The organism is Streptomyces sp. NPDC026394, from assembly GCF_055567735.1.
In genome coordinates, this window is record NZ_JBVHPX010000020.1 from 103,880 (window position 1) to 116,383 (window position 12,504).

A 12,504-nucleotide genomic window follows, 5' to 3' on the forward strand; every position below is an offset into this window, starting at 1 on the left:
AAATGATGCGTGAGTACCCTTGCGCACACCATGATGACCGCGGCTCGCCCCGCCGACGCCGGCCTCACCGGCCCGGGCGAGCTTGACCGCTACTCCTACGCCGCCGCGGGAGCACCCGGCGCCGGCGGTGTCGCCCACGCTCCGGGCGCCGAGCGGGCCGACCGCGTGCCGCCCGTCTGGGACGGGCCCGAGGCGGACATGGCCCGGGCCGGCCGCCGCGCGGCGGGCAACCGCGGGCGCGGGCTGCACGGCCAACTCGTCCAGCAGCTCGGCCAGATGATCGTCTCCGGCGATCTCGGGGCGGACCGCCCGCTCGTCCCCGAGGAGATCGGCCAGCGCTTCGAGGTCTCCCGCACCGTGGTCCGTGAGTCGCTGCGCGTCCTGGAGGCCAAGGGCCTGGTCAGCGCCCGCCCGAACGTGGGCACCCGGGTGCGTCCGGTCAGCGACTGGAACCTGCTCGACCCGGACATCATCGAGTGGCGGGCGTACGGCCCGCAGCGCGACGACCAGCGTCGTGAACTGTCCGAGCTGCGCTGGACCATCGAACCCCTCGCCGCCCGGCTCGCCGCCGGCCACGGTCGCGACGATATCCAGCAGCGCCTCGCCGACATGGGCGAGATCATGGGCCACGCCGCTGCCCAGGGTGACGCGCTGACCTTCGGCCGCGCCGACGCCGAGTTCCACACCCTGCTGCTCCAGCTCGCCGGGAACCGGATGCTGGAGCACCTCTCCGGCATCGTCTCCTCCGCCCTGCACGTCTCGGGCGGCCCGTCCGGTGGCTGTGAGCGGCCCGCGGAGAAGACCGTGGGCCAGCACATGCGGATCGTCGACGCGATCGGCGCCGGTGACGCGGCGGGCGCCGAGTCCGCGATGCGCGCCCTGCTGACCACCCACGGCGAGACCGGCGGCCAGGGCGCCGGCGGTGCCGGGGATCACACCGTCCCGCCGCCCCGCGAGCACTGAGGGGCCGGCGCCGCCGAAGATCCCCGCTCACCCGGGGAGGCCCGTACCGACCGGGTAGCCCGGCCGAGAGGCGCGTACCCGTACGCGAGCGGGAGGCGCGTCCGTACGGGACGGACCGCCGGAGCACGGGACGGCCCGCCGGGGAACGTGCGGGCCACCCGGGGCGCGAGGGGCGGACGCCAGGCGCACGGAGTGCATGGGGGCGCACAGGGCGTGCGGACGCCGGCGGAGCGCACGGACGTGGGCGTGGGACCCACGACAGTGCGCCGTCGCCAGCGAGCGGCCGGCGCGGGCCGCTGTACGTCAGGCCGCCGGGCCCGGGAGCATCATCCGGGCCCGGCGTTTGCTTGGGAGGATTGCGCACCGTAGAGGGGGGAATGTCTCGTTATGCGGTGTGACTCGGGCCACGCAGATTGGGCGTAACGCTCGCCGGGGAGGCGCGATGACTTAAGAGGTGATAGCCGAGGAGGGAATGCGAGCGGCGTTTTCGGCGCTGTTCAACTCCCCGGCTTCCCCTGCGCCGTCGGCCCATCCCCGCCGACGGTCGTCGGCTCCGATCCACCGTGGACGGGGTCGGAAGCCGTTTCCATCGTTCCGAGAGGTTGTTCGTGTCGGCCAGCACATCCCGTACGCTCCCGCCGGAGATCGCCGAGTCCGAGTCAGTGATGGCGCTCATCGAGCGGGGAAAGGCTGATGGGCAGATCGCCGGCGATGACGTGCGTCGGGCCTTCGAGGCTGACCAGATTCCGCCAACCCAGTGGAAGAACGTTCTGCGCAGCCTCAACCAGATCCTCGACGAGGAGGGTGTGACGCTGATGGTCAGTGCCGCAGAGGCGCCCAAGCGCACCCGCAAGAGCGTCGCAGCGAAGAGTCCGGCGAAGCGCACCGCCACCAAGACCGTCGCGGCCAAGACGGCCACGGCTAAGAAGGCCACCACCGCGGCCACCCCGATGGGTGACGTGTCGTACGGCGAGGCCGAGGGCGGGCCCGAGAAGAAGGCGGTGGCCAAGAAGGCCGCCGCGAAGAAGACGGTCGCGAAGAAGACCGCCGCCAAGAAGACCGTGGCGAAGAAGACCGCCGCCAAGAAGGACGTCGACGAGCTCCTCGACGACGAGCCGATCGAGGAGGCGGCGCCGGCCGGCAAGGGCGAGGCCGCGGCCGAGGTGCCCGAGGGTGCCGAGAACGCCGGGTTCGTGCTGTCCGACGACGACGAGGACGACGCCCCCGCGCAGCAGGTCGCCGCGGCCGGCGCCACCGCCGACCCGGTCAAGGACTACCTCAAGCAGATCGGCAAGGTCCCGCTGCTCAACGCCGAGCAGGAGGTCGAACTCGCCAAGCGCATCGAGGCGGGCCTGTTCGCCGAGGACAAGCTGGCCAACTCCGACAAGCTGGCGCCGAAGCTCAAGCGCGAGCTGGAGATCATCGCCGAGGACGGCCGCCGCGCCAAGAACCACCTGCTGGAGGCCAACCTCCGTCTGGTGGTCTCGCTGGCCAAGCGCTACACCGGCCGCGGCATGCTCTTCCTGGACCTGATCCAGGAGGGCAACCTCGGTCTGATCCGTGCGGTCGAGAAGTTCGACTACACGAAGGGTTACAAGTTCTCCACGTACGCGACGTGGTGGATCCGCCAGGCGATCACCCGCGCCATGGCCGACCAGGCCCGGACGATCCGTATCCCCGTCCACATGGTCGAGGTCATCAACAAGCTGGCCCGTGTGCAGCGCCAGATGCTCCAGGACCTGGGCCGCGAGCCCACCCCGGAGGAGCTGGCCAAGGAACTGGACATGACCCCCGAGAAGGTCATCGAGGTCCAGAAGTACGGCCGTGAGCCGATCTCGCTGCACACCCCGCTGGGCGAGGACGGCGACAGCGAGTTCGGTGACCTGATCGAGGACTCCGAGGCGGTCGTGCCGGCCGACGCGGTTAGCTTCACGCTGCTGCAGGAGCAGCTGCACTCGGTCCTGGACACGCTCAGCGAGCGTGAGGCGGGCGTGGTCTCCATGCGCTTCGGTCTCACCGACGGCCAGCCCAAGACGCTGGACGAGATCGGCAAGGTCTACGGCGTCACGCGTGAGCGGATCCGCCAGATCGAGTCCAAGACGATGTCGAAGCTGCGTCACCCGTCGCGCTCGCAGGTGCTCCGCGACTACCTGGACTGATCCGGAAGCGGTCACTCCGGACGGCCGTACGAGTGCATTGCGGGCCCGGTCCCCCTCGGTGGGGGCCGGGCCCGCGGTGTGTCCGGGTGCGTGATGCGCCCAACTGACTCACCCTGGGTGTGCGAACACTTCCGCACAGTCAGGAGAGCGTGTATGCGTGGCTATGTCCGGGCCGCCCTCGGGGCCCTCGTCCTGGTTCTCGCCGTACCGGTCACCGCGCAGGCGGACGCGGCGGTCGTGGGCGGTCGGCAGGTGAAGGTCTCCGACAACCCGTGGATGGTCGCCATCGCTTCCCGCTCCCGGTTCGGCGCCGACCGGTCGGGGCAGTTCTGCGGCGGTGTGCTGGTCGGCCGCGCGACGGTGGTCACGGCGGCGCACTGCCTGAGCCGCGCGGTACTGGGCGTGGAGTGGCAGCAGGTCAGGGACCTGCGGATCATCGTGGGGCGCGAGGACATGCGGGGCAGGGGCGGGGAGGAGCTGGTGCCGCGGCGGGTCTGGGTGAACCCGACGTACGACAGCTACAGCAACGCCGGTGACATCGCCGTCCTCACGCTCGGAAAGCAGATGCCGAAGGGGCGGGCGCTCCCGATGGCCAAGGCCGGTGACCCCGCGTACAAGGCGGGCACGAAGGCGAACGTGTACGGCTGGGGCGACACCACCGGCAACGGCTCGTACGCGTCCACGCTCCGCTCGGCGCAGGTCCAAATGTTTTCGAACGCGGCCTGTAGCAGAGCGTATCCGGGCAATGCGGACGGTAGGTATCTGTCCGGTTCCATGCTGTGCGCGGGGGTGCCGAGCGGCGGCCGGGACGCCTGCCAGGGCGACAGCGGGGGGCCGCTGGTGGCGCGGGGGCGTCTGGTGGGGCTGGTGTCCTGGGGGACGGGCTGCGGGAAGGTGGGCAAGCCGGGCGTCTATACCCGCATCTCAGCGATGATCAAGCACGTAACCGCCCACGGGGCCGGCTGAGGGCCGTGGAGCGGGCATCCCGGCCACGGTGCCACGCGTGTGGCGGCAGGGCCTCAGGGCGCCGCGAGGGGCGCTTGACGGCGCAGCCGTCGTGGTCGCGTCGGCACTGCGCGCCGACGGCGGTCCCGGTGCGGGAGCTGACGAGTGCGGGCGGCCCCCCGGTGGTGCCGGGGGGCCGCCCGCCGCACGGCCCTAGGCCGCTGCTCGCTCGTCGTCGGATGCGATGTGTCAGCGTTCCTCATCGGAAGCAGACGCGGGAGGGGCGGTCAGCCGCTCCGTCTCGTCCTGTATTTCCGCGGCGATCTTCTTGAGTTCTGGCTCGAACTTGCGGCCATGGTGGGCGCAGAAGAGCAGTTCGCCGCCGGACATCAGGACGACGCGCAGGTATGCCTGGGCGCCGCAGCGGTCGCAGCGGTCAGCGGCCGTCAGCGGGCTCGCGGGGGTCAGAACAGTAGTCACGTCGCCTCTTCTCTAGCTCGACGAGCTGTCGTACCAGGGTCAACATCCAACCAGGCCGAAAACGTTCCCGCTCGTGCCTATTCCCTGAAAATTTTTTTTCCAAGGGGGCCGGGTGTTGCCGGGTGGCGGCGAATGAGCCGTATTGCGTGGTGGTCTGATTCACGTTGGTTGCTGGGCTTTTGTCCTCCCGGCTGGCTTGCCGGTTGTTCAAGAGGACGTGCCCGGAGCCTAAATGGTTCATGCCTCGAAGGGAACGTGATGTGCGCGGCACCGCGCTCTCACTCCAACGAGGGATCGAACACCTGAACGAAAGTCTACTACCATGGACACCGTCACGGGTGGCGTCACATCGGCTCTACCGGGCCTCGGTACGCTCTCACCGGCGACACCGCCACGACCGGGTCCGCGGAATGCGGACCGCCAGTAATTCAGCGAGGAGCGAACCGCGTGACCGCCGAGATGTCCGTGCCGTCCACCGCCGTGCTGACCGGGGCTGACCGGGACGGGTCCAACTACACCGCGCGGCATCTGCTCGTCCTGGAGGGACTGGAGGCCGTCCGCAAGCGTCCGGGCATGTACATCGGCTCGACGGACAGCCGCGGCCTGATGCACTGCCTCTGGGAGATCATCGACAACTCCGTCGACGAGGCACTGGGCGGCTACTGCGATCGTATCGACGTCGTCCTCCACGGCGACGGCTCGGTGGAGGTCCGGGACAACGGCCGCGGCATCCCGGTCGACGTGGAGCCCAAGACCGGCCTGAGCGGCGTCGAGGTCGTGATGACCAAGCTGCACGCCGGCGGCAAGTTCGGCGGCGGCTCGTACGCGGCCTCCGGCGGTCTGCACGGCGTCGGCGCCTCGGTCGTCAACGCGCTCTCCGCCCGGCTGGACGTCGAGGTGGACCGCAACAGCAAGACCCACTCGATCAGCTTCCGCCGCGGCGTGCCCGGCATCTTCACCGAGTCCGGCCCCGACGCCCCCTTCGATCCGGCCAACGGCCTGCTCAAGGGCAAGCGCATCCCCAAGACCCGGACCGGTACGCGAGTGCGCTACTGGGCCGACCGGCAGATCTTCCTCAAGGACGCCAAGCTCTCCCTGGAGACGCTGCACGCGCGAGCGCGCCAGACGGCCTTCCTGGTGCCCGGCCTGACCCTCGTCGTACGGGACGAGCGCGGCGTCGAGAGCGAGGGCCCGACGGAGGAAACCTTCCGGTACGACGGCGGTATCAGCGAGTTCTGCGAGTACCTGGCGCAGGACAAGGCCGTCTGTGACGTGTTGCGGCTGTCCGGGCAGGGAACGTTCAAGGAGACCGTGCCGGTCCTGGACGACCGCGGCCACATGACCCCCACCGAGGTGACCCGGGAGCTGGGCGTCGATGTGGCGCTGCGCTGGGGCACCGGCTACGACGCCACCGTCCGGTCCTTCGTCAACATCATCGCCACCCCCAAGGGCGGCACGCACGTGTCCGGTTTTGAACGGTCCGTGGCCAAGACCGTCAACGAGGTGCTGCGGTCGGCCAAGCTCCTGCGCGTCGCCGAGGACGACGTCGTCAAGGACGACGCCATGGAGGGGCTCACCGCGGTCGTCACCGTACGGCTCGCGGAGCCCCAGTTCGAGGGCCAGACCAAGGAGGTGCTGGGCACCTCGGCCGCCTCCCGGATCGTCGCGCAGGTCGTCGCCAAGGAGCTCAAGGCGTTCCTGACCTCCACGAAGCGGGACGCCAAGCAGCAGGCCCGAGCCGTCCTCGACAAGATCGTCGCGGCGGCCCGTACCCGCATCGCGGCCCGCCAGCACAAGGAGGCACAGCGCCGCAAGACGGCTCTGGAGTCCTCGTCGCTGCCCGCGAAGCTGGCCGACTGCCGCAGTGACGACGTCGAGCGCAGCGAGCTGTTCATCGTCGAGGGCGACTCGGCACTGGGCACCGCCAAGCTGGCGCGCAACTCCGAGTTCCAGGCGCTGCTGCCGATCCGCGGCAAGATTCTCAATGTCCAGAAGTCGTCGGTCTCGGACATGCTCAAGAACGCCGAGTGCGGCGCGATCATCCAGGTCATAGGAGCGGGTTCCGGCCGTACCTTCGACATCGACGCGGCCCGTTACGGCAAGGTCATCTTCCTCGCGGACGCCGATGTCGACGGCGCGCACATCCGGTGCCTGCTGCTGACGCTCTTCCAGCGCTACATGCGTCCGATGGTCGAGCAGGGGCGGGTCTTCTCGGCCGTGCCGCCGCTGCACCGGGTCGAGCTGACCCAGCCCAAGAAGGGCCAGGACAAGTACATCTACACGTATTCGGACAACGAGCTGCGCCAGACCTTGCTGGAACTGCAGCGCAAGAACGTCCGTTACAAGGACAGCATCCAGCGCTACAAGGGTCTGGGCGAGATGGACGCCGACCAGCTCGCGGAGACCACCATGGACCCCCGCCACCGCACCCTGCGCCGGATCAACATCAGCGACCTGGAGGCCGCCGAGAAGGCCTTCGACCTGCTCATGGGCAACGAGGTCGCCCCGCGCCGGGAATTCATCACCAGCTCCGCCGCCACGCTGGACCTCTCGCGCATCGACACGTGACGAGCCGCCGTGGGGGCGCGTGAAGCCCCTGCATGCGCCGGTACGGGCGCCTCTCCACCCACGGGTGGAGAGGCGCCCGCCGCGTTTTCCACCCGGAGCCCACCCGCACGCCGATCCGGTCGGCGGGGTCCGCTCCGTAGCGTCGGGGCGGTTGTTGTTCCCGTACCCCGGAGGCCCAGGTCATGAGCGACTTGCTCAACGTTCTCGTCATCGTCGCGGTCATCACGCTGGTGGTCGTGCGGCAGTTCAAGCCGCAGCGGCTGACGTCGGAGGGCAGGAGCTGGTGGCTGCTGCCCGCCGTCCTCGGCTTCCTGGCGGTCCGCGAACCGGGCCTGATCGACAGCGCGCACCCCACCGGATCGGCCGCCCTCCTGGCCGTCGGCGTGGTCCTCGGCCTGCTCACCGGCGCCGCCTGGGCCTGGACCACGGGGATCTGGACGGACGCGGACGGGCAGGTCTGGTCCGCCGGCCGCGTGGTCACCGCCGTGGCCTGGGCCCTCGGGGCGGGGCTGCGGTTCGGCCTGTACGGGGTCGCGGTGCTGGTGGGGGTCCACCTGGGCACTCAGGCCACGATGCTGTCCGTGGCCGCCACGCTGCTCGCCCGTACAGGCACCCTGATGTGGCGTGCCCAGCAGCTCCGGCCGACGTACCGTGTTGCTGCCGGTGGCTGAGACCGCGGTCCCGCGTCCCGGCCGTACGTGCCGGCGGCCCAGCCCCGGGAGCACCGTGCCGGAAGGATCGTTTGTGCCGCTGAGTTTCTGGACGGGCTGGCCCTCGCGGGAAGCGCTCTCCCGCCAGGCTTCGAGCCGGACCCGGGTGTGGATCGGCAGGGCCATCCGCACCGTGATCATGGCCGGTCTGCTGTGGAGCGCCCTGGCGGACCAGGCGTTCCGCGACACGGGAGCGGTGCTGGGGCTGGCCGCGGTCGCGGTCTGCCTCCTGCTCCTGTGGGGGTTCTTCCGTACGACGCTGGAGCACCGGCTGTGGCCGGCGCTCGGGCTGCTGGCGCTTCTGGAGACCGGCGCGTTCTGGTTCCACATGGAAGGCGCGAGGGTGCCGGCCACCGTGGTGTGGGGCGCGAGCGCCATCGTCTCGATGGGGCGGCTGCCGCTGGCGGTGGCGGTGCCGTGCATGGTCGCCTCCCTGGCGGCGTACGCCTCGCGCAGCCCGGACGGCTGGCTGTCGATCACGGCGACCGTCATCGGGCTCGGACTGGCCGGGTACGTCGTACGGCTGGACTCCGAGGCGCGGGGCAACGCGCAGCGGCTGCTGACCCAGGAGCGAGCCGCCCGTAAGGCCGAGGCGGAGACGGCCGCGCTGGCCGAGCGCGGACGCATCGCCCGTGAAGTCCACGACGTACTCGCGCACAGTCTGAGCGCGCAACTTGTGCACTTGGAGGCGGCGCGGCTGCTGATCCAGCGCAGCGGTGACCTGGAGGCGGACCGGCAGCAGATCCTGGAGCGGGTCGTGGCGGCGCGCGGCATGGCCAGGGAGGGCCTGGACGGCACGCGTCAGGCCCTGTCGGCGCTGCGCGGTGAGATGGCGCCGGGGTGGAGGACTTCCTGCGCCACCTGACCGCCGCTGAGAACGCCCGCCTGGAGGTGACGGGGGAGCGGCGAGAGCTGTCGCCCGAAGCCGGCCTCGCGCTGCGCAGGGTGGCGCAGGAGGCGCTCACGAACGTACGGAAGCACGCTCCGGGCGCGCGGGTGACCGTACGGCTCACCTATGCGGAGGCCGAAGTGGAACTGGAGGTGCGGAATTCCGCCGCGCGCAGGGAACTCCGCGGTGGCGGACCGGGGACCCTCGACGATCTCGGTTCGTCCGGTTCCGGGTACGGTCTGCTGGGGATGCGGGAGCGCGCCGAACTCCTCGGTGGAACGCTGGACTCCGGTCCCGCCGAGGAGGGTTACGTGGTGCGGTTGAGGGTGCCGGTATGACGGCGCGGGTCGTGGTCGCCGACGACCAGACGGTGGTGCGTGAGGGCATCGTGATGCTGCTGGGGCTGCTGCCGGGCATTGAGGTCGTGGGCTCGGCCGGGGACGGTGAGGAGGCGGTACGGCTCACCGCCGAACTGGCCCCGGACGTCGTGCTGATGGACCTTCGGATGCCCCGCTGCGACGGTGTCGAGGCCACCCGGAGGATCCGGACGGAGCACCCGGGCACCGAAGTCGTCGTCCTGACGACCTACGCGGACGACGACCACCTCTTCCCCGCGCTGGAGGCCGGCGCCCGGGGCTACCTGACGAAGGACGCGGACGGTGACGAGATCGTCCGGGCCGTCGAGGATGTGCTGTCGGGTGCGGCCGGGTTGTCGCCGAAGGTGCAGCGGCGGCTGCTGGAGCGGTTCGCGGAGCCCGTACGGACGGCCGTCCCGGCAGCGTCGGCCGAGCCGCCGGACGGACTGACCGCGCGTGAGACGGAGGTGCTGAGGCTGGTCGCCGAGGGACTCTCCAACCCGGAGATCGCCCGGTCGCTGCACGTCTCGAATGCGACCGTGAAGACCCACATCAACAACCTCTTCGCCAAGGCCGGGCTGCGGGACCGGGCCCAGGCGATCCACTACGCCTACCGGCACGGTCTCGCACAACCGCCCGGCTCGTCCATCACCTGATGGGATGAAGCGAGCTTCTGGAGAACGGTGCCTGGCCGTCAGACCCAGACGTAACGGTGTTCGGGGCGGCCGGTCTCCCCGTACCGGAGACTGAGGCGGACCCGTCCGGCCCGTTCGAGAAGCTTGAGGTACCGCTGCGCGGTCTGCCGGCTCAGGCCCGCCTGCCGGGCCACTTCCTGGGCGGACAGCGGCGCGTCCGCCGTGCGCAGGACGGACCGGACCCGGTCGGCGGTGGCCGTCGAATGCCCCTTGGGCAGCTCCGCGGGGCCGGCGTTCACAGAACCCAGCGCCCCGAAGAGCCGGTCGACTTCGGACTGTTCGGCCTGGCCACCGCCCTCGAAGGTGCGGTGCAGGGCCGCGTAACCCTCCAGCTTGGACCGGAGCCCGGCGAACGTGAACGGCTTGACCAGGTACTGCAGCGCCCCGTGACGCATGGCCGCCTGGACGGTAGCGATGTCACGCGCCGCGGTCACCATGATCACGTCGGTCTGCAGACCGCGCTGCCGCAGCCGCGCGACGAGCTGGAGGCCGGTCCCGTCGGGCAGGTAGTGGTCCAGCAGGACGAGATCGACGGAGGCGGTCTCCAGGGCGTCCAGGGCTTCGGTGGCGGAGTGGGCGAGGCGGCTGACGCGGAAACCCGGAACCTTCGCGACATACGCGGCGTTGATCTGGGCGACCCGTATGTCGTCGTCCACGACCAGTACGTCGATCACCGCGCGCCTCTTGAGCCGCCATCGGCGCCGCTGCCCTCGGGTGTGCGGCCATCCGGGGCTCGCGTATCCCTCTCGTCCGCTTCCACCTCGGCGCCACCGTCCGGCGCCTCCTCCGAGAGCGCGTCGGACAGCGCGTCGGGGAGCGTGACGGTGAACTCCGCGCCCCCGCCGGGACTCTCGGCCACCCTGGCGGTCCCCCCGTACCGTTCGGCCAGGCGGCGTACGAGCGGGAGGCCGATACCGCGCTGTCCGTGTGCAGGAGGTTCCTTGGTCGTCCAGCCCTCGGTGAAGATTTCCGTGCGCCGAGCCTCCGGCACTCCGGGACCGTTGTCACGGACCCGGACGACCGCGGTACGGCCCTCGGCGCGCACTTCGACCTCGACGCATGCCCCGGGAGCTCCGGCCGTGGCGTCCAGGGCGTTGTCGATCAGGTTGCCCAGGACAGTGACCAGGCTGTGCGGGTCCACCACGCGGTCCGGCAGGTGGCTGCCGGGCGCGATGCTCAATGAGACGCCGCGTTCGGTGGCGACCGTCGCCTTGCCGACCAGAAGGGACGCCAGCAACGGATCGTGCACCCGCTCGGTGACCTGCTCGGCCGTCGCCCGGTGCACGCCCACCGCCTGGGTCACGAACTCCACGGCCTCCTCGTGCAGCCCCAGTTCGAGGAGGCCCAGCAGTGTGTGGAGGCGGTTGGCGTGCTCGTGGTCCTGGGCGCGCAGCGCGTCGATCAGCCCACGGGTGCCGTCCAGTTCACGGCCCAGCCGCTCCAGCTCGGTGCGGTCGCGCAAGGTCACCACGGCCCCTCCGTCGTCGGTCGGCATCCGGTTGGCCACCAGGACACGCTGTCCGCTGACGGTCAGCAGGTCGGCGCCGCTCACCCGGCCGGAGAGCACTTCCGCGGTACGGCCGGGTGGCAGCGCCTCCGCCAAGGGCCGACCGGTGTCCTCGGAACGCAGGTCCAGCAGGCGCTGCGCCTCGTCGTTCAGCAGCCGGATGCGACCGTGCGCGTCCAGCGCGACGAAGCCCTCCCGGATGCCGTGCAGCATCGCCTCGCGCTCCGTGAGCAGGGCGGAGATGTCGGAGAAGGCCAGGTCATGGGTACGGCGCTGGAGGCGTCGGGCGACCAGGTAGGCGGCCAGCGCGCCGACGGCGAGTGCCCCGCCCGCATAGGCGAGCAGTTGCGGCACGGTACTCAGCAGCCGCTGCTGCACGCTCTCGTACGCGATGCCGACCGAGACGGCGCCGACGATCTTTCCCTCCTCGTCCCGCAGCGGCACCTTCCCGCGCGCGGAGCGGCCCAGGGTGCCCTCGTCGATCTGCATGACCTCGCGGCCCGCCAGAACGCCACTGGGGTCGGTGGAGACATGCCGCCCGATCTCGTCCGGATCGGTGTGCGACCAGCGCACCCCGTGCGTATCCATGACCACGACGTACTCCGCCCCGGTGGCACGGCGGATGCGCTCCGCCTCGTTCTGGACGGGGCCGCGGCGGCCGGGACGGGAGCTTTCCAGCGCGTCGTCGAGACGCGATTCGGCGGCGGTGGTCTGGGCAATGGCCAAGGCCCGGCGCATCGCCTGGTCGTCGAGCTGCGCGCCGAGCGGAGCGAGGAAGAGACCGGTGGCGAGCGCCGTGACACCGGCGGCGATGGCCAACTGCATCAGCAGCACCTGCGCGAAGACGCGGCGTGGCCAGCCGACGCGCAGACGCAGCGCCGACCGCACGGTACGCAGCATCGACGGCACGACACGCAGCCCGCTGCCGGCGGGCCGGTCCGTATGCGGCTGCGCGCTGCCCTCGGCCTGTTCGCTCATACGAACGAACAGTAAGTGGGGTGGGGAGCGGATCGGTAGTCAGGTTGGGGCTGGGCGGCTGCGGGGCCTGTGGACAAGTGAACAAGCGGCGAGGGGGGTTATCCACAGGGCTTTCGCGAGATTCCCGCGCGTGGTTATCTCAAGGAGTCACAGAGAGTTACTGTCACCCTCCAGTGGCGGAGGGGCAGGGGCGGCCGGAAGAGGTTCAACAGATTCAAGAGGTTCGAAGAACTCACAGGATTCAGGGGGCGTCA

At 70.6% G+C, this 12,504-nt stretch carries 9 protein-coding genes and 1 pseudogene; 7 read left to right on the forward strand and 3 right to left on the reverse strand.

The window, feature by feature from the left end:
- Positions 1–30 precede the first annotated feature (30 nt).
- From ACZ4QV_RS33140 to ACZ4QV_RS33150, 3 genes are all read left to right on the forward strand, one after another.
- Positions 31–963 (forward strand): FadR/GntR family transcriptional regulator, encoded by a 933-nt coding sequence (locus ACZ4QV_RS33140; protein WP_361155892.1) that lies wholly within the window; start codon positions 31–33, stop codon positions 961–963.
- Positions 964–1,565: 602 nt separating this feature from the next.
- The gene (locus tag ACZ4QV_RS33145) at positions 1,566–3,122 is read left to right on the forward strand and encodes an RNA polymerase sigma factor (RefSeq protein WP_361638412.1); all 1,557 of its coding nucleotides are present in this window, start codon (positions 1,566–1,568) and stop codon (positions 3,120–3,122) included.
- A 153-nt stretch (positions 3,123–3,275) separates the two neighbouring features.
- Complete coding sequence (locus ACZ4QV_RS33150) at positions 3,276–4,088, forward strand: S1 family peptidase (protein ID WP_361155753.1); 813 nt, start codon at positions 3,276–3,278, stop codon at positions 4,086–4,088.
- Between the two features lie 228 nt (positions 4,089–4,316).
- Here the strand turns inward: ACZ4QV_RS33150 and ACZ4QV_RS33155 are convergent, their stop codons facing one another.
- Complete coding sequence (locus tag ACZ4QV_RS33155) at positions 4,317–4,547, reverse strand: DUF7455 domain-containing protein (protein ID WP_033267354.1); 231 nt, start codon at positions 4,545–4,547, stop codon at positions 4,317–4,319.
- A 447-nt stretch (positions 4,548–4,994) separates the two neighbouring features.
- On the opposite strand from ACZ4QV_RS33155, the gene ACZ4QV_RS33160 reads away from it, so the two are divergent.
- The 4 genes and pseudogenes from ACZ4QV_RS33160 (at position 4,995) to ACZ4QV_RS33175 (ending at position 9,726) form a co-directional block, all read left to right on the forward strand.
- Positions 4,995–7,115 carry a DNA gyrase/topoisomerase IV subunit B gene (locus ACZ4QV_RS33160; protein ID WP_361155756.1) on the forward strand — a complete coding sequence of 707 codons (2,121 nt, stop codon included), beginning with the start codon at positions 4,995–4,997 and terminating at the stop codon, positions 7,113–7,115.
- Positions 7,116–7,297: 182 nt separating this feature from the next.
- A complete protein-coding gene (locus tag ACZ4QV_RS33165) occupies positions 7,298–7,786 on the forward strand; it encodes a DUF1453 domain-containing protein (protein ID WP_361639749.1) in 489 nt (162 codons plus the stop codon).
- 73 nt (positions 7,787–7,859) lie between these two features.
- A pseudogene (locus tag ACZ4QV_RS33170) lies at positions 7,860–9,052 on the forward strand (sensor histidine kinase).
- Positions 9,049–9,726 (forward strand): response regulator transcription factor, encoded by a 678-nt coding sequence (locus ACZ4QV_RS33175; protein WP_361590030.1) that lies wholly within the window; start codon positions 9,049–9,051, stop codon positions 9,724–9,726. The pseudogene ACZ4QV_RS33170 and the gene ACZ4QV_RS33175 overlap by 4 nt, the downstream one beginning before the upstream one ends.
- Positions 9,727–9,764: 38 nt before the next feature.
- Here ACZ4QV_RS33175 and ACZ4QV_RS33180 read toward each other — a convergent pair whose 3' ends face one another.
- Positions 9,765–10,439 carry a DUF7342 family protein gene (locus ACZ4QV_RS33180; protein ID WP_361639751.1) on the reverse strand — a complete coding sequence of 225 codons (675 nt, stop codon included), beginning with the start codon at positions 10,437–10,439 and terminating at the stop codon, positions 9,765–9,767.
- Positions 10,436–12,172 (reverse strand): ATP-binding protein, encoded by a 1,737-nt coding sequence (locus tag ACZ4QV_RS33185; RefSeq protein ID WP_467763803.1) that lies wholly within the window; start codon positions 12,170–12,172, stop codon positions 10,436–10,438. The genes ACZ4QV_RS33180 and ACZ4QV_RS33185 overlap by 4 nt, the downstream gene beginning before the upstream one ends.
- Between the last annotated feature and the right edge of the window lie 332 nt (positions 12,173–12,504).

Excerpts from the sequence above, each read along its gene's own strand:
- ACZ4QV_RS33140 (WP_361155892.1), top strand. The coding sequence starts at position 31 with ATGATGACCGCGGCTCGCCCCGCCGACGCCGGCCTCACCGGCCCGGGC.
- ACZ4QV_RS33150 (WP_361155753.1), top strand. The coding sequence starts at position 3,276 with ATGCGTGGCTATGTCCGGGCCGCCCTCGGGGCCCTCGTCCTGGTTCTC.
- ACZ4QV_RS33165 (WP_361639749.1), top strand. The coding sequence starts at position 7,298 with ATGAGCGACTTGCTCAACGTTCTCGTCATCGTCGCGGTCATCACGCTG.
- ACZ4QV_RS33175 (WP_361590030.1), top strand. The coding sequence starts at position 9,049 with ATGACGGCGCGGGTCGTGGTCGCCGACGACCAGACGGTGGTGCGTGAG.
- ACZ4QV_RS33185 (WP_467763803.1), bottom strand. The coding sequence starts at position 12,172 with ATGCTGCGTACCGTGCGGTCGGCGCTGCGTCTGCGCGTCGGCTGGCCA.